Below are 18,410 nucleotides of genomic sequence, written 5' to 3' on the forward strand. Positions count from 1 at the left end.
ATGCAATATACTGAGTCACAAGAAAAAGCTGTTTACAACCAATATAATGGTAATGTTTTGGTTTCCGCTTCAGCTGGTTCAGGTAAAACAAGAGTTTTAGTAGACCGAGTTATTAATAAATTAATAAATCAAAATGTTAGCATCGATGAGCTTTTAATCGTTACGTTCACACGGGCTGCGGCTAAAGAAATGCGTGAGAGAATCCAAACGGCGTTAAGACAAAAATTAAAAAATTCTAAAAAAGCTCAAGAAAAATTATTCTTATTGAAACAGTTAAGAAAATTGCCGATAGCTAACATTTCAACTTTAGATGCCTTTTGTCAGACGATATTACAACGTTATTATTACATTATTAATTTAGACCCAGAATTTAGAGTTATGGCAGATCAAACTGAGATTGCAATGCTTAGAGATCAAGTCTGGGAGCAAGTACGAGAAGATTTTTATGCTAATGATGCCGATAAATCCTTTGCGCAATTAACAGCTAATTTTTCTAATGATCGCTCTGATGATGGTTTAACTAATTTGGTTTTTAAGGTTTATGATTATGCCAATGTTAATAAAAGTCCACATGATTGGTTAACTTCTACTATCAAAAGATATGAGATTAACAACAATTCAATTGTTAAAAGTGATTTTTATCAAAAGCACTTATTAAACCTAATTCAGACTGATTTAAAACAAATTGAACTAACGTTAAAAAGTGCAGTTAAAATATCTAAAAATAATGGTTTAGCTAAAGAAACACAGATGCTTAATAATGATATTTTAAACTTAGAAAATTTTGCAAAAGCTTTGAATACTAAGGCATGGGATGAAATTAGAAAACAATTTTATGATATAAAATTTGCTGCATTTCCTAGAGTTAACAAAACTTATGAGGACGATGAAAAAGATTCACATAAGCGAGTAAAAACAATTCGTGATGCCACTAAAAAAGATTTAGAGAAAATGGGCAATGAATATTTCGCATTAACTGAAGCCGACAATATAAATATTATGCAGCAATCTCGTAAATTAATTAGTAAGTTAATTCAAGTAATTGAAAAATTCAGTCAAGAATATCAAATGGCTAAAGTGAGAAGGCATGCCTTTGAGTTTATTGATATCGAGCACTATGCTTTAGATATCTTATCCAATCAAAGTGAAATTGCTAAGAATGTACGCAATAATTTAATTAATCAATTTGATGAAATTATGGTGGATGAGTATCAGGATAATAATAATTTGCAGGATGCGATTTTAAGAACGATTGCGAAGGATAATCCTAGCAACATGTTCATGGTAGGGGACGTAAAGCAATCTATCTATCGATTTAGGCTGGCTGACCCTAGTATGTTCATTAAACGCATGCATAATTACAAAAAAACTGATAATTCAAATGCTGAAATTACACTATCAGAGAATTTCCGTTCCACTAAAGAAATTGATCGCTTTATTAACCTTATTTTTGAGCAGATTATGGATAATAAAGTTGGTGAAATTGACTACACTGGGCCTGCTAAATTAGTTGCAGGAGCTAAATATTATCCTGAAGAGTTAAAGTCTACAGTTGATGTGTTAATATATGAAAGCTTTGATGAAACTGAAAAGGACAATAATGTTGATAATAATCAATTTGAAGTTAGTAATAGTGCACACGGACAAGTTGAGTTAATTGCCCAAAAAATAAATCAACTTGTGGGTACGGAAGAAATTTTTGATCGTAAAACTCAAGTTATGCGTCCTATAAAATATTCAGATATTGCAGTTTTGTCAGCTACACGAAATAATAATTTAATTATGTCCGATATCTTTGATCGATATAACATTCCAGTGCAGATTAACGGGGCCCAAAGTTATTTTAAAACGACTGAAATTCAAATTATGGTTTCATTATTAAGTATTATAGATAATCCATATCAAGACATTCCATTAGTTGCAGTTTTGCGATCACCAATCGTGGGTTTAGATGAAAATCAACTGGCCTATTTGCGTATTAATAGTAAAACCGGAGATTACTACTCAGCGGTGCTTAACTTTTATAATAAGTATTCCACTATGCAACATACCGATTTTGCAGATCAAGTTTTTGAAAAAGTTAAAATGTTTTTAGAAGATTTAAACCATTTTCGTGATGTAGCTCAACAGCAGCCACTGGTTGATCTCATTTGGGATATTTATTTACGAACTGGTTTCTTAGATTATGTAGGTGGTATGCCAGGTGGTAAACAACGTCAAGCTAACTTACATGCATTGTATGACCGGGCTGAAGTTTACGAACAATCTAATTTTAAAGGTTTGTTCCAATTTATTAGATTCGTTAAACGAATGCAGTCACAAAACAATGATTTGGACGAAGCTAATGCCGAAACTAACGATAATGTAGTTTCTGTTATGACGATTCATGGAAGTAAGGGATTGGAGTTTCCGGTAGTCTTTTTAGCAGATGTTGCGCATGGCTTTAATCTACAAGATACATTGAAACCATATGTCTTGAATGATCATTTAGGACTTGGAGTTACCTATTTAGATCCGGTTACTCGGGTAAAAAAAGATACATTACAAAGACAGATGATTGTAAAGCTAGAAAATCGTAGTACTTTAGCTGAAGAAATGCGCAAACTGTATGTGGCCCTAACACGAGCTGAACAAAAGCTATATGTTGTGGGAGCGACGAAAGAGCATAACAGTCGTAAGAAAATACTAGATGCTTGGAGTAAAGCTGGTAGTGAACCAGATTTAGTTTTAGATGCTTCCCTACGTAGTGATGCTAAAAGCTATCTAGATTGGATTGGTTTGGCCATTTTTAGACATGGTTGTTTTAAAGAAACCGATACGGAATTTAGTATTTTTCAGAATGATAAAACTAAATTTAATTTTTCGTTTGTTAGCAAAAGTGATTTATCGAATTATGCTAAATTATCTGGAGAAAATGAACTTAGTGAGCGATGGTTGAGTGAATTAAATAGTAAAGAAAACGTAAATTCAATAGGCGATATTGATCGAATTATGGATTTTAAATACAATAACAAAACTGCGACTTTAACTACAGCCTATCAATCAGTTTCGGAAATTAAGCGAGTGTTTGAAGATCCAGATAATTTACGTCTAGGTGAATATATTAATAATCAAAATGATAATCAAGCTAATCGATATGTAAAAAATGATTTTAAACAACCAGAATTTTTACAATCAAACGTTAAACCTCAAGCTACTGAAATCGGTACCGCAACGCATTTAGTTCTACAAAAAATAAATTTAAATGTGCCAGTTAACTTTGAAAGTGTTAATGAATTAGTTACGGATCTAGTTAGTCAGAAAAATATTTCGAGTGAAGTAGCTAACAAAATTAACGTTCACAGTATTGTTAATTTTTTTAATGATAAACTAGGAACATTTGCCATTGAACATAAAAAAGATTTTCATCGTGAAGTTCCATTTTCCTTATTAATTAATGCTAATCAAATTTTTGAAGGCTTTAATGAACATGCCGATGAAAAAGTATTGATTCACGGAATTATCGATGGTTATATTGAATTAGAAAATGAAGTTATACTGTTTGATTATAAAACTGATTATGTAAACAATAATGTCAATCAAATTTTAAATAAATATCGAGGTCAAATTAATCTTTATGCTATTGCCTTGGAACAGATGTTAAATAAACGGGTTAGTCGTAAATTTATACATTTATTAAATATTGATAAATCAGAACAAATTTAAATACAAAAAGATAACTATGAATCAACATAGTTATCTTTTTTATTTTGCATGCAAAACAATTTAATTATTTAAATATTAGTTTTAAAATATAATTGTATATTTTAGTGGGGGAGAATAATAAAATGAATAAGAAAATAAAAATGTATGCTTCTTTATTATCAATAATAGCAGCCTCAACCGGAGCAATCGCTGTTGCCCCCCAGGTTGTTAGAGCTGATCCTAATACGGTAAATGCTAATAGTGATGCAAGTAGTTCTACATTTGCTATAAGAAGAATTGATGGTTTAACTGTTGGATCAAATCGAGTTAGTCTATACGTTCCAGGTGCACGTAACTTTCCGGGAACTATTTACGCAATTGGAGTAAAGAGACCTGATCAATCGAGTTACATGTGGTGGAGTTCAGGAATTGATGAGAGCAATGATGGAACCATTTTTTCAGTGTCTTTTACAAATCCAACAAACCAAATGTTCGTATCTAGTCCATTTAATGTTGGTAAAAAAATGACTTTTGTTGTCCAATTTAAAGTAAATGGGCAAAATATTCAAAGTGATGCTTATTCTAAGCCATTGGATAATACAATTATCATGACATCTAAAACTGCTGCTAAAAGCCTTTTAGACGTTCTGAGTCCATTTATTGGTAATGATGCAGTTCAAGACGGTAAAAATGATATTGAAGATAGTACCACCCTAACAGGCATTGCTCAAGCTACGATTAATGCAATTTTTAGATCATTTGACAAAATGTCGGATGATTTTAATGCAAAAATTGATGGCATGAATAACTTAAGCGATAATGACAAAAATGATTTAAAGAAACAATTTGCTAACAAAATTAGCGCTGCTAAAAGTAAATTAAATGGTACCACTAGTATTAATGACATCACTAGTGGCTTTAACGATGTAAAATCCGGTTATGACGATTTATTAAATCAAGCAAAAAATAATAGTGATTCTAATTTGAGTGGTCAAAAGCAGAAACGAATCAAAGCTTTAGATGATGATTTAAGTAGTAAGAAGAGTCAGATTGATAAAATGAGTTTATCTGATGATTTAAAAAATGCTGCTAAACAAGAGCTTCAATCTATTCATGATAGAGCTGTTGAACAGGTTAACAATGCTAATACTTTGAAAGATATAGATTCAGCTGGTGTTGGTGGTACTAATGATTTGGATAATGCTTTTAGAAAAATAAATAGTAAACATGAAAATATTAGAGCTAGTCGAGATTTATACAAACGAACATTATCAGATAAAGCTGCTCAATTAAATGCTCAAATAGATAATCTAACTAACTTAAGTGATACTAAAAAAGCTGAATACAAAAATCAAATTAATAAAGAATTATCAGTTGGTACTAACGAAATTGATAAGGAAAGTGACGATAGTAAATTCTCAGGGATTGCTACTACATACTCTAAAAATATGCAGGATTTATTTGATGGGATAAAAACTAATCACGATAATGGACTTAACAATGAAAAGTTAACTGCTACATCTAAAAATTCCAAATTACAACAAACACATGATAATTTAGTTAAGCAATTAGATAATTTAGGCAACCTTACTAAAGATCAAAAGGCTGCATTGACTAAGAGATTAGAGGATACTTTAATAGATGCGTTCACATCCGTTACTGAGGCTGCTAACAGTAATCAAATTGATAAAGCAGTAAATGATGGCATTGATAACATGAACAATATTTTTAAAGATACTAAGACTAATCACGATGCCAATTTACAAACATATAAGGATAGTCAGATTGATAAACTTAATAATTATGCTAATCAAGACAAAAACATTATTGATGGTTTAACAAATCTTTCAGATGCCGAGAAAAATATTATGAAGTCAACCATTGATGCTAAATTAAATACAGCTATTGCAAAGGTTGAGGCTGCTAACGGTAATTCTGCGGTTGATGCAACTGTTGCTGCTGGAAAAAAGGATATGGATGACTATGCAAATTCACAAAAGTCTAATCATGATCAAGGCTTACAAAAATCTAAAGATTTAGCAAATAATCAATTAGATAGCCAGGCAAGTGCCATTAAAGCTAAGATTGATGGATTAACTAATTTGTCGGATAGTGATAAACAAGCGGCTAAAGATAAAGTTGACAGTGAAATCAGCACTGCTAAGCAACTGATTAGTAATTCAAAAACATCAAAAGATATTAGTGACAATTTAGCTAAAAATGCTAAGTCTCTTGATGATCAGTTTAATACTTTGAAGAATAATCATGATCAACAACTTGCTGCTAATATAGCTACTGCAACTGGCGATTTAAATGCTAAGCGTGACAACTTATTGAAGATGTTGAACGATTTAACCAATTTGTCAGATAATCAAAAACAAGACATTATTAAGCATTTAAATGCTGATGTTGAAACAGCTACTGATAAAATTAATCAGTCTACAAATAATTCAGATATCGCCAAGGCTAAAAATGATGGCATTCAAGCACTGGAAAATGATTATCAATCTAATAAAAAAACACATGATGATAATTTGCAAAAAGATAAAAACAATGCTATTGCTTCATTAAAATCTGTAGTCTCAAATCAAATTGATAAAGTTAATGGCATGACTAATCTTAGTGATTTAGATAAAAAAGCCATGTTTGATCGAATTAATGCTGATTAAGATGATAAGATACTAGCCATTAACCGTGCTCTTACAACAAACAGTGCAAATAGTATTGGTACAAACGCCCAAAATATGATTACAAACTACGTTGCTAATAAGGACAAAATTCAAAAAGAAAACTTACGTCATACTAAGTCATTAGTCAATAAAGCTTTAGATTCACAGTTAAAAGATCTTCAAGATCAAGTTGATGCATTGACTAACTTAAGTTCAGCTGATAAAAGTAAGATAAAGTCTACATTAGCCAAACAAGTTTTAGATAATCAAGACAACATTAATAATTTAGATAATGAAAATAACGTTAATGCTGCTTATGATAGTCAAAAACAAATTTTGCAGAATATGTTTAACGATGTCAAAGATAGTCATGATAAAACATTGCAAAACTCTAAAAATAACGCCATTGCCAAGTTACAAAATGAATATGACAGCTTAAATGATGAAATAGATTCATTAACTAACCTTTCAGATGGACAAAGAAGTAGTTTAATAAATCAGTTATCTAAAAAGTTCAATGACTATCAAAATAAAATTAGTCAAGATAACAATGATAATGACATTAATTCAGACGATGACCAGGGTATATCTGATATGGATAACATTTTCAACACTGTCAAAGCCGGTCATGATAGAGATTTAGCTAATGATAAGCAAAACGATAAAAGTAAAGTGAACAGCGCTGTTAATGATGCTAAAAACATGATAAATAACTTAACTAATCTTAGTGATGCGGAAAAGCAAGCCTTCTTAGATAATCTTTCGAGTATTAGTGATGAAACTAATAATATGATTGATAGTTCCGTAACTACCGGTGATGCTGATGAAGCAACACAAAATGCAATTAACAATATCAAACAATATGCAAATGATCAAAAACAAGCGCATGATGATGCTCTTAAGGCTAGCAAAGATGATGCTAAGGTTGAATTATCAAATCAATTGCATGATATTAATCTTAGAGTGGGTCAACTTACTAATTTATCACCAGAACAAAGAAAAATTGCAGCAGATACTTTAAGTAATATTGGAAATGCTTCTCAAAATGAAATTGATGCAGCGATTAAAGATGGTCAAATCAACGATAGCGCTAGTTTAGCTACCAAGAATATGAATGATTTCTTTAATAAATTAAAAGCTGACCATGATGAAGGATTAAAAAATGATCGTATTGTTGCGGGTCAAGGTTTAGGTGCCAGTTTTGTTTTCTTATCAGGTAGCTTAGATGATTTAGATAATTTAACTCCAGACCAAAAACAAGAAGCTAGAGCTAAATTGAACGATGTATTAAGTAAATATAATGACCAAATTAATAAAGGAATGAAAACTGATGATATTAATTCAGCTCTCAATCAAGCTTTAAACGAATTAAATCATATTTATGACAATAGCAAAAAGTTAAATGCATCGCAGAACTATGATTATTATAATTTCAATACTTTTGATAATAACGACAATAATTCGAATGGTAGTAATCACAAACCAGATAATTCACAAAGTAGTGGAAATATTAAAATTGCTTGCACCAATCGTCGAATTAATAAATCCAATATCTTTAAATCAGTGCCAGTAGCTGTATATACAAATAAATCAATCAAGTTATATTATGGTCCATACTTTAAAAATCGACTTAATTGGAAATATTCCGATAAAGATTCTTTGAATTTAGGTAGACCTTCATTCATTGTTAGAAGAGTTATGTATGGTAAAAATGGTAAACCAATCGCTTACTATGTTCAAAATATGGACTACAAGACTAGCAATAGTGATTCTTATAAGAAATATGGTTGGATTAGATCAACTGGTAATATGATAAGAGGTTTGTATTATAGCAAGGCTCCTAGCAAGACTTTGGTAATTAAAGCTAAGCATGGTTTAAACTACTATAGAAAAGCTAATTTAAGTTCTAAGGTTGGTCATTATAAGAATGGTCAAAAATTACACATTAAAAAAATTGTTCGTAGTGGCCTTACAACTAGAATATTATTATCTAATGGCAAATATGTTTCAGGAAATAAATTACTAGTAAAAATTATGTAGTATTAATAAATAAAGACTCTGCAAATTTGCAGGGCCTTTATTTATTTTCTTGTGGAGTTCATAAAACACCTTTTAGCTAATATTACCTAGATAATTTAGTTATCATTTGGAAATCGATAACTAAGTTAAAAACGGTCAATTATTATTTATTAGTAAATATTGTGCAAATTAATACGTAGTTTGTAATTTTAAAATTATAATTAAATTGTTACATAAATATTTTATGATTGGGGATTTTATAATGAATAAGCAGTTTTTTAAATTCACTGCCTTGCCAGTAGGTATTTTTATTGTATTATTGTACGTTACACCTTTGATAACTAATTTGTTTCACGCCAGTGTTTCAACTTACTTAGTGGTGTATATGTTAATGCAAGTACTCTTGTTAGCTGTAGGTCCAATGTGCCTTTACAAAAATGAGTACTTAGACTCTTTGAAAGATTTTAAAAAGCATGTAGCTAAGTATGTTTTATTAGCAGTTGTGCTTTGGATAGTTATAGCAATTGCACAAGTGATTTCAGCTAAAATGACGGGTGTGAGCGCTAGCAATCAAACTTTTATTAATAGCGTAACTGATAAAGGAACTTTGTTGTCTTTTTCATTGTCAATTGTGCTAACTTTTGTAGCACCAATCAATGAAGAATTAATTTTTAGAAGAATTTTAATCGGTAATTTTAAATCATATGTTCCAGTATGGGCTTTAATCATTGTTTCTTCGATTTTATTTGGACTTATTCATATGCACACAGTTCAAGATTTACAAGTTATTTTTCCATATATAATCATTGGATTGTTGTTTGCATGTGCTTACGTTAAAAATAAATATAATATTGTGGTTTCCACTTTTTGTCATATATTTTTAAATTTTGTAGTGTCATTAATTGGTTTGATTGCCGCTAGTCGATAATAATAATTTGCACGATATCCTATTTTTGATAGAATTTATAATAGTAACAAATTTTATTGAAAAGTGGGAGGATTATAATGACTGAAGTTAATGAAATGATTAATAATTTAGTTAAAAAAGCTAACGTTGCCTTAAAAGAAATGTCAGATTTTGATCAAGAAAAAGTTGATAAAATTGTTGATGCTATGGTTCAAGCTGGGCTAGAACACAGTGTTGAACTAGGTAACTTAGCATATTCAGAAACCGGTCGTGGAGTTGCTCATGATAAAGCTATCAAGAACGTCTTCGCTTCTGGACAAGTAGGTGCAAGCATTAAGAATCATAAAACTGTAGGCATTATCGATGAAGATAATGAAAACAAAACTATTACAGTTGCTGAACCTTTAGGCGTACTAGCTGGGATTACGCCAGTAACTAACCCCACTTCTACCACTATTTTTAAATCAATACTTTCAATGAAAACTAGAAACGCAATTATTTTTAGTTTCCATCCTCAAGCTATGAAGTCGTCTGCAAAGGCTGCTGAAATTGTTAGAGATTCTGCTGTATCTGCAGGAGCACCTAAAGATTGTATTCAATGGATTACTGAACCTAGTATTGAAGCTACTAATCAATTGATTAATAACCCAGGCATTGCCAGCACATTAGCTACTGGTGGTCCTGCAATGGTTAAAGCAGCTTATTCTACTGGTAAACCAGCTTTAGGAGTTGGTCCTGGTAATGGTCCATTGTATATTGAAAAAACTGCTGACATAGATGCAGCAGTTAAGGACGTAGTTGCATCTAAGACATTTGATAACGGAATGATTTGTGCAACTGAAAATAGTCTAATTATTGATAATGATATTTATAATGAAATTAAACAAAAATTGCAAAGTAGCGGTGTATTCTTTGTAAAAGCCGAAGATCAACCAGCATTAGCTGAAGCAATGTTCAATCCAGAAACTGGTGGAGTTAAGGGTCCAATTGCAGGTGCTAAGGCTACTAAAATTGCCAAATTAGCTGGTATTGATGTTCCAGAAGATACTAAGGTATTGGCAGCTGAACTGGATGGTATTGGCCATGATTACTTATTATCTGGTGAAAAATTATCACCAGTTGTTTCAGTTTATAAAGCCAATAGTCAAACTGAAGCTTTTGCAACTGCTACCAAACTATTGAATTATGGTGGACTAGGTCACACAGCAGCTATTAGAACTGGTAGTCGTGATGTAGCCGTTAAGTTCGGTGAAGAAATGCAAGCATGTCGTATTTTAGTTAACACGCCTTGTGGATTGGGTGGTGTTGGTGCTATTAATGGATTAGCTCCTTCACTTACTTTAGGTACTGGTACATGGGGTGCTAACTCTATTGATCACAATGTTAACGACTATGATTTAATTAATCGAAAAGTTATTGCTGGATATTTAAAGAACGATAACTTAGATAAGTTAATCGAAAAGTACGCTGACTAAAACAAAAAGAAAAAGCATTGATGAATAACAAATTCATCAATGCTTTTTTATATTAGTGAGCTGTGATGTTCCGAACACCATCTTCTCAACAAAGGATTGAGTGCTCTACCTTGAGCTAACAGCTCATAACTTAACAACAGGTACTATTTAACCATAATTTATTAAAAATATCAAATAAAATTTTCAAAAAAGTACTAAAACATATATAATACTAATCAATAAGTTGTAAACATAAAGGAGTTTTTAAATTGTTTTATTTTTTAGAATTTATAGTAATATTTGTAGTTGTTAGTATCATTACTGTTTTCATCAGAAGACGTAAGTAGTGAATTATTTTTAAAAATAAAGAAGGCAAGTTTATGTTCGAAAAACTATGTTATACACTAATAGTAATTGCGGTAATTATTGTTTTATCCGTGTGTTTTATTTGTTATTAATGCATTTGAGTAATTTTGAAAGGTGATATATTTTGAAAAGAAAATTGGGGCTTCTAGTGTTAAGCTTTGCATTGATGCTTACTTTAACTGCCTGTGGAGATAAAGCCAATGCCAGAAGTAATAATAGCGCTGATAATAATGTTAAATCAAACGTTAAGGCTAAAACGGTAACGATTGATTGGCGAAAACCATCTGAAAATAAGCCTTATCCTAATATGAATATTAAAAAACATAATTGGTTATTGGTATCTATTAATAATCAGAGAGTTTATGTAATGAATGCTCAAAATAAAGTTTTATACACCATGAACTGTTCCACTGGTGCTAATAATTCAACACCTCGTGGAACTTATCATATTCAAGCTGAACGTGGTGGCCATTTTTATAATGCGTCATCTAAAGAAGGTGCGAACTATTGGACTTCTTGGAAAGATCACGGCATCTACTTGTTCCATAGTGTTCCGGTAGATAAGAACGGTAAATATGTGGTTTCACAAGCAAAAGAATTGGGCAAAAAAGCTAATTCACATGGTTGTATCAGATTATCAATTGCTGATGCTAAATGGGTGAACCAAAAAGTTCCGTTTGGAACCAGAGTTGTCATTAAATAAAAAAGAAAAAGGAATGTGCATTTATATAAGCACATTCCTTTTTTGCTACATATCAGCCAAAGCTCTTAAGCCAACTTGTAATACTTTAATATGTGAAGAAAGTCCATAGTCACGAGGGTCCCAGTTGTCACTGTCGGCTAGGGTATCAGCCGTAAACAAAATTTGTGCAAAGTCAACCCCACGGAACTTAGCACAGGCTGTTAAAGCTGCACATTCCATTTCTACAACATCGTAGCCTTCACTAGTATATTCTTTAACTAACTTTTCAGTTTCGCGGAAAAAGGCATCAGTAGTCCAAGTGTTAACTTTTTGAATTTCGATATCATTTTTTTGCAGAGCATCAATAAGTTTATTAACGAAAACAGGATTTAAATCAATCGACCTTTCTGCAGGTAAGTAGTGATAAGATGTTCCTTCATCTCTTAAAGCTTTAACAGGTATAATGAAACGATTTTCTGGAATTTCTTTTAAAGCGCCACATGAACCAACTGCTAAAATTTGTTTAGAACCATTAGCAATTAAAAATTCGATGAATTGAGTGGCTGCAGGAGCACCCATAGGTCCTTGGCAAACACCAATTTCTTCACCATTTACGGTAATTTGATAAACATAAAAGTGGTTTAGTGATCGTTTATATTCACCGATGATTTTAGCTTGATTATCGGCAATAAATTTATTAAATTTTTCAGTCATTGTGAAAGCGAAGAGTAACTTGTCGGGAAAATGAAATTTCTTTTTCTTGAAAGGGTTAATAACAGCATTTTTATTATCATCATAGTTAAGAATTGGTAGTTTTTTCATAATCTTACTCCTTACAAATTTTTTTATCGTCTATTATAGCTTTCTAAAATCGGCACATCAATTAAATAACAAATAAAAAAGACATTCTTAATAGAATGTCTTTAGAGTGTAGCAACTATAATTAATATAATTGCAATTATTACAGCAACTGCCGTGATTATAAGTACATTTTTGTTAAATCTTGCTATATGTTTCATGTGAAACATAATCAATAAAGTAAGAATTGATATCAAACCAATTACATACATAATAATTAATTTGATTTGGACTGACCAATCATTAGCTAACATATTAACTTCCTGTATTTATTTTAGTCAATTAACATTTGATATGCGTATCTAGCAGTCCAAGGATGGTTGTTTTCACGCATATGAATAATTCCACGTTTTTCAAAACCATTACTTGTAATAACATGTTGCATAGCCATGTTTTCAGGGTGAGTATCAATACGGATATCTTTGTATCCTAAAATGCTAGAAACAGTAACTAAACCACTAACTAGTTTTTGAGATAAGTGTTGGCCACGGAATTTGTTGGAAATCGCAACACGATGAATTGCTGCATAGTGATTTTCAGCACCGTTTAACCATTCTCCATCATCAATTTTTAAGTAATTAGGATCAATTCCTTGATGAATGGTGGCAGTTCCAGCGACTTTACCATCAACTATCAATACGTAATTGATTCCATTTTGAACATCTTTTTCTAAGTCTGAATCTGCAGGATAACCATGTTGCCATTGGTCGATTCCTTGTTCATGTAGATAAGCAATCGCTGAGTGGATAACTTCTAAAATATCTGGTAAATCCTTTTCAGTAGACTTTCTTAAGTATGTTGCAGGCATTATAACACTTCCTCATATCGATATTTTTTATTAAAACTACAAGAGTATACCTAAATAATCCAATAATTTCAATAACTTATTAATTAAATTGCGTGCGAATAAGCACTCCGAAGCGTATTCTACTCTTATCGGTTTATTTTAGTCAAAGATAATGAATTTTTACTTTTTATTGTTGGATAAATATTCGCTTAAAATACCATTTCTTAGGCCAGCTGTAGAGAACATAATGCTTTGTGAATCGATTAAGTTCATTAGCGTAATAATAGGATTTAAACCACCAATTATGATATCAGCACGTTCTTTAGAAACTCCAGGGATTGCGCGGCGTTGTTTTAAATCACTATTTAATAAAGTATTGTAGATGTTTTGCGCTTCGTCTAAATTCATACGTAGACTTTGAATATCGACTTCAGCTTGTTTTAATACTTTTTTACGAATAATTTTACCTAAAGTACGATTAGAACCACCTAAGGCTACAATGGGTAGATGACGTCCTTTGTTTAGCCAAATGATATTGTTAAAAATGTTTTGCATTTTGGCTGTTAAACAAAATAGTTCACTGGCACTCACTTTATCAGCATCTAAAAAGCTTTCGGTTAAGTTAACAGCACCATAAGGGATTGAAATTAAATGTTCAGCAATGTGATTATGCACCAAAATAAGTTCAGTACTAGCACCACCAGTATCCATAATAATGCAGTTAGCCACTGGCATCTTAGACATTACACCTAGATAGTCGTATCTGGCTTCACTTTCACCAGAGATAACTTCTAACTTAATATCAGTTTTTTCTTTAACTAGGTCGATAAATTCTTTTTGATTTTTAGCAATGCGTGTGGCTGCGGTTGCGACTGCTTTGACTTCAACGTTTTCATATTGTGAATATATATCATGAAAGGCTTTTAGAGATTCAATGGTTCTATCGATTGCAGGTTGTTTTAATATATTTTCAGGAGCCATGTTTTCAGATAATCTGACGGGGTCCTTTTTTTCTACAACATTTTCATAGGCACCATTATCTTGAATTCTAGTTACAGTAAGACGAGCTGAATTAGAACCTAAATCAATTACAGCTAAATGTTTCATAAATTATCCTCCTTATTTTCGTAAAGGGTTAATTAGACTGTCTAACAAGTCATCAGCTAACCTTTGACGATTTTGTAATAAATATTTTTGAGAATCTAAGGCATTTTCTTCATTATTAGGCTTGCTATGTTGCCAAGTACTGTCAGGCAACATAAACCTAGTTTTAACATTGTCGTTCCACATTTTTTCATAGATCCATAAAATATGATTCTTAATTTTATGATTTAAAATCGGGAACAATAATTCTACGCGTCGACTGAGGTTACGATTCATTAAATCGGCACTAGATAAGAATACACGATTGTTTCCATTATCATAGAAACAATAAATTCGACTATGCTCTAAAAATTGTCCCACAATAGAATGAACAGATATGTTTTCCGAAATATTTGGGATTCCAACTTTTAAGTTGCAAATTCCACGCACAATTAGGTTAATTTTTACCCCAGCAGCACTAGCTTCGTATAATTTTTTAATCATGCGAGGATCAGATAATGAATTCATTTTCATTTGTACAAAGCCTTTGTGACCAGCCTTAACGTTCTTAATTTCATTATCCAACATGTCCATTAATTTATTGCGAATTCCATTAGGAGAAATGGTTAGCTTATGAAACTTAGGTGGTTGTGAAAATCCAGATAACATATTGAAGATGTTAGTGGCGTCCATTCCCATTTCTTGATGTTTAGTGAAGATACACATATCAGTGTAATGTTTAGCAGTTGATTCATTATAGTTTCCTGTTGCCATGTGCATGTAACGGGAAATTTTGTTACCTTCTTTTCGAATAACCAAGGCTAACTTACAATGAGTTTTAAGTCCAACTAATCCGTATATAACATGACAACCGGCTTTTTCCAATTCATGAGCCCAGTGCACATTGTTTTCTTCATCAAAACGAGCTTTTAATTCTACTAATACAGTTACTTGTTTGCCATTAGCAGCAGCTTTCTTTAAATATTTTATAATCGGCGATTTAGAAGATACTCGATACAAAGTGATTTTAATTGCAAGTGAGTTTTCATCTTCTGCAGCTTGTTGAATAAATTTAGTGACAATATCAAAAGAATCATAGGGATGATTAAAGAATAAATCGCTTCTTGATACTAAGTTGAAAATGTTACCGTTTTTAACTGCTTTGGGTAAGTATGGTTCGAATTTAGGGTACATTAAATCGGCATGTCCACTAACTTGGCTTATTAATTGGTTAACAAAAGTTAAGTCGACGGGTCCATGGATAGCGTAACAATCATCTTCATGTAAGTTAATTTTTTTAGTTATATATTTTTTCAAAGTTGAAGACATGTCTGCTTCAAATTCGATACGCATAGCCTTACCGTGTTGACGTTTTTTTAATTCTTGTTCAATTTCTTTCATTAAATCAGAAGTATCCGACTCTGCTACATCCATATCCATGTCTCTAGTAATTGTAAAACAGGCCATTTCTCGAATAGTAGAACCTACAAAAAGTTTATTAATATTACTTTTTATTATATCCTCCTGCATGATAAAACTATTTTCAGCAAATGGTAATTTAATTACTCGGGGAAAAACATCCGGTACTTGAATAAATGCAATAGCTTTTTTCTTTTCATTACCTGGTTTATAAATACGTAATGCAATATTTAAAGTGTCATTAGTAATGAACGGAAATGGTCTAGAAACATCAACTGCCATGGGAGTTAATACAGGGTATAACTTTTGATCAAAGAAGCTGTTTACATAACTTTTTTGTTGTTGGCTTAAATCATCTATTTTTAATATTTTGATTTTATGTCGATTTAAGGCTGGTACAATATGATTTTTGAAAATATCATATTGTTTTTCTACCAATTTATGGGTTTTTATTGATATTTGTTTAAGCTGTTCTTTAGGAGTTAAACCGGCAGCATCTGATCCCTTGTAACCAACAGAAATCATCTTATGTAATGATGCTACTCGAATGTTTACGAATTCATCTAAATTATTTTGTGAGATACCTACAAAACGTAGTCTTTCTAGTAGAGGGTTTCTTTTATCAGATGCTTCATCCAAAACTCGATCATCAAAGTCAATCCAACTTAGTTCTCGACTATTGAATAAATGACTGTCTTCAAATGCCAATATTTTTCATCCTTCCATTTTCTTTAATAGTATTATTAATTATAAACTATTGTTTTATAACTATAAATTAAAAGATGGATTTATCCCTCTTTTAATTTACTGATATTTTCATTGCCATTCCCATACCACCACCAATACAAATGGATGCCACGCCAGAATGTTTTTGAGTTCTTTTTAAATTGTTAATCAAGGTTACAACAATTCTAGCACCCGAATCGCCTAATGGATGTCCTAGCGCAATGGCTCCACCAGCAATGTTTAATTTTTCTTTGGAGATATTTAGATTATTGGCAACAGCGAGAGTTTGAGATGCAAAAGCTTCATTTATTTCGAATAAATCAATATCATCTACAGTTGATTTATTTTTAGATAGAAGTTTTTTTATTGCGTAGTAAGGGGCATATCCCATAATTGAAGGATCAATTCCAATTTCAGTGTAATCTTCAATTGTAGCTAATGGTTCAATCCCTAAATAATTAGCTTTTTCTTCACTCATTAGAATTAGAGCCGAAGCCCCATCGTTAATGCCGGATGAGTTACCAGCAGTTACAGTTCCGTTATCTATAAAAGCAGGCTTTAAATTGTTTAACTTTTCAATACTACTATTTCTATAAATACTTTCGTCATTTTTCATCTTAAAATTACTTTTTCTACTATATATATCAATTGGATGAATTTCATTTTGAAACCAACCAGCATCTTCGGCATTAATTGCTCTTTGGTTAGATTCAAAAGCCCATTCATCTTGTTCTTTTCGACTAATGTTAAATTTACTTGCTACATTTTCAGCGGTAATTCCCATATGTTTGCCACTAAAGGCATCTATTAAAGCATCATGTTGCATGGAATCAATTAGTGAAATGTCACCTAATTTATGTTCAGTACGAATGTTTTTGTTTAAAAAGGGTGCATTAGACATACTTTCGGTGCCACCAGCAATAACTATATCTGCATTCCCCAATTGAATTTCCATACTAGCATTGTGAAGAGCTTTCATTCCTGAACCGCAAACCTGATTAATAGTATTAGCAGTACTTTCTATTTTTGCGCCAGCATTTAATTCTATTTGTCGAGCAACGTTTTGACCATTACCAGCCTGTAAAACGTTACCAAAAATAACTTGATCAATTTCTTCTTTTGGTAGATGAATTTTTTCGATTGCAGATTCAGTTACGATTGTTCCTAAATCTACAGCGCTAAACTTTTGTAGCGAGCCATTTAATTTTCCAATAGGCGTTCTTTTAGCTGAAACAATTACTACTTTCTTATTCATTTTAATCTTCCTTAAATGTAATTTAGTTCCTAAATTATATATTCTATTGTACTTTATTTCTAATTATAAATTTTGTTTAAAAAACTTTTAAAAAAATGTTGACTTAAAGTTATTTAATTGATATGATATAAAACGTTGTCATTTGAGAGCAACAACATATACCAATTTGAGATTTTAAAAAAATTAAAATTGGTTGTTGACATTGAAATGAAAAGATGTCATAATAGTTTTTGTTGTCAGATAGGCAATTAAGAAAAATAAATTAGTTCTTGCAAACATTTAAAAAGTCTGTTAGAATTAAGAAGTTGGTTATATACCAATTCAGATTAGATCTTTGAAAACTGAACAAGATTTTGATAATCGATGATGTGTAAGGAACTTACGGAAGTAAGTAATTAAACATTGCGAAGTCAATTCGCTTATAAAAAAACAATTAATTTGATGAGCTAAGTTAAGCTTTTCATCTCTAAGATGAGAGTTTGATCCTGGCTCAGGACGAAC

The 18,410-nt window shown here is 31.5% G+C and carries 11 protein-coding genes and 1 pseudogene; 6 read left to right on the forward strand and 6 right to left on the reverse strand.

Annotated elements, in window-relative coordinates; all coding sequences use genetic code 11:
• From addA to K5Q11_RS04695, 6 genes and pseudogenes are all read left to right on the forward strand, one after another.
• A complete protein-coding gene (gene addA / locus K5Q11_RS04670; RefSeq protein WP_220751452.1) occupies nt 1-3,705 on the forward strand; it encodes a helicase-exonuclease AddAB subunit AddA in 3,705 nt (1,234 codons plus the stop codon).
• Between the two features lie 122 nt (nt 3,706-3,827).
• Entirely contained in the window at nt 3,828-6,353 is a 2,526-nt protein-coding gene (locus tag K5Q11_RS04675; RefSeq protein WP_220751454.1) for a DUF1542 domain-containing protein, read from the forward strand.
• A gap of 75 nt (nt 6,354-6,428) precedes the next feature.
• Nucleotides 6,429-8,393: a DUF1542 domain-containing protein gene (locus K5Q11_RS04680; protein ID WP_220751456.1), complete on the forward strand. Its 1,965-nt coding sequence runs from the start codon at nt 6,429-6,431 to the stop codon at nt 8,391-8,393.
• A gap of 241 nt (nt 8,394-8,634) precedes the next feature.
• Nucleotides 8,635-9,300: a CPBP family intramembrane glutamic endopeptidase gene (locus K5Q11_RS04685; protein ID WP_220728956.1), complete on the forward strand. Its 666-nt coding sequence runs from the start codon at nt 8,635-8,637 to the stop codon at nt 9,298-9,300.
• Between the two features lie 77 nt (nt 9,301-9,377).
• A pseudogene (locus K5Q11_RS04690) lies at nt 9,378-10,745 on the forward strand (aldehyde dehydrogenase family protein); the annotation flags it as partial.
• Nucleotides 10,746-11,265: 520 nt separating this feature from the next.
• Complete coding sequence (locus K5Q11_RS04695) at nt 11,266-11,802, forward strand: L,D-transpeptidase (protein ID WP_220751468.1); 537 nt, start codon at nt 11,266-11,268, stop codon at nt 11,800-11,802.
• Between the two features lie 45 nt (nt 11,803-11,847).
• On the opposite strand, the gene K5Q11_RS04700 is transcribed toward K5Q11_RS04695, so the two are convergent.
• The 6 genes from K5Q11_RS04700 to K5Q11_RS04725 all read right to left on the reverse strand — a co-directional run bounded on the left by K5Q11_RS04700 (nt 11,848) and on the right by K5Q11_RS04725 (nt 17,909).
• Nucleotides 11,848-12,603 (reverse strand): nucleoside phosphorylase, encoded by a 756-nt coding sequence (locus K5Q11_RS04700; protein ID WP_220751459.1) that lies wholly within the window; start codon nt 12,601-12,603, stop codon nt 11,848-11,850.
• A 101-nt stretch (nt 12,604-12,704) separates the two neighbouring features.
• A complete protein-coding gene (locus tag K5Q11_RS04705; RefSeq protein ID WP_220751462.1) occupies nt 12,705-12,893 on the reverse strand; it encodes a hypothetical protein in 189 nt (62 codons plus the stop codon).
• A gap of 20 nt (nt 12,894-12,913) precedes the next feature.
• The gene (locus tag K5Q11_RS04710) at nt 12,914-13,447 is read right to left on the reverse strand and encodes a GNAT family N-acetyltransferase (protein ID WP_054658608.1); all 534 of its coding nucleotides are present in this window, start codon (nt 13,445-13,447) and stop codon (nt 12,914-12,916) included.
• Between the two features lie 159 nt (nt 13,448-13,606).
• A complete protein-coding gene (locus K5Q11_RS04715) occupies nt 13,607-14,533 on the reverse strand; it encodes a Ppx/GppA family phosphatase (protein WP_220751464.1) in 927 nt (308 codons plus the stop codon).
• Nucleotides 14,534-14,545: 12 nt separating this feature from the next.
• Nucleotides 14,546-16,636: an RNA degradosome polyphosphate kinase gene (locus K5Q11_RS04720; RefSeq protein WP_285289894.1), complete on the reverse strand. Its 2,091-nt coding sequence runs from the start codon at nt 16,634-16,636 to the stop codon at nt 14,546-14,548.
• Nucleotides 16,637-16,727: 91 nt separating this feature from the next.
• The gene (locus K5Q11_RS04725; RefSeq protein WP_220751465.1) at nt 16,728-17,909 is read right to left on the reverse strand and encodes a thiolase family protein; all 1,182 of its coding nucleotides are present in this window, start codon (nt 17,907-17,909) and stop codon (nt 16,728-16,730) included.
• Nucleotides 17,910-18,410 lie beyond the last annotated feature (501 nt).

Origin of the sequence: Apilactobacillus xinyiensis, assembly GCF_019656235.1 — a bacterium.
Classification (GTDB): domain Bacteria; phylum Bacillota; class Bacilli; order Lactobacillales; family Lactobacillaceae; genus Apilactobacillus; species Apilactobacillus xinyiensis.

What these genes read in the sequence shown, in the direction of transcription:
- addA (WP_220751452.1), top strand. Translation starts at nt 1, where the DNA reads ATGCAATATACTGAGTCACAAGAAAAAGCTGTTTACAACCAATATAAT.
- K5Q11_RS04675 (WP_220751454.1), top strand. Translation starts at nt 3,828, where the DNA reads ATGAATAAGAAAATAAAAATGTATGCTTCTTTATTATCAATAATAGCA.
- K5Q11_RS04680 (WP_220751456.1), top strand. Translation starts at nt 6,429, where the DNA reads ATGATTACAAACTACGTTGCTAATAAGGACAAAATTCAAAAAGAAAAC.
- K5Q11_RS04685 (WP_220728956.1), top strand. Translation starts at nt 8,635, where the DNA reads ATGAATAAGCAGTTTTTTAAATTCACTGCCTTGCCAGTAGGTATTTTT.
- K5Q11_RS04695 (WP_220751468.1), top strand. Translation starts at nt 11,266, where the DNA reads ATGCTTACTTTAACTGCCTGTGGAGATAAAGCCAATGCCAGAAGTAAT.
- K5Q11_RS04700 (WP_220751459.1), bottom strand. Translation starts at nt 12,603, where the DNA reads ATGAAAAAACTACCAATTCTTAACTATGATGATAATAAAAATGCTGTT.
- K5Q11_RS04705 (WP_220751462.1), bottom strand. Translation starts at nt 12,893, where the DNA reads ATGTTAGCTAATGATTGGTCAGTCCAAATCAAATTAATTATTATGTAT.
- K5Q11_RS04710 (WP_054658608.1), bottom strand. Translation starts at nt 13,447, where the DNA reads ATGCCTGCAACATACTTAAGAAAGTCTACTGAAAAGGATTTACCAGAT.
- K5Q11_RS04715 (WP_220751464.1), bottom strand. Translation starts at nt 14,533, where the DNA reads ATGAAACATTTAGCTGTAATTGATTTAGGTTCTAATTCAGCTCGTCTT.
- K5Q11_RS04725 (WP_220751465.1), bottom strand. Translation starts at nt 17,909, where the DNA reads ATGAATAAGAAAGTAGTAATTGTTTCAGCTAAAAGAACGCCTATTGGA.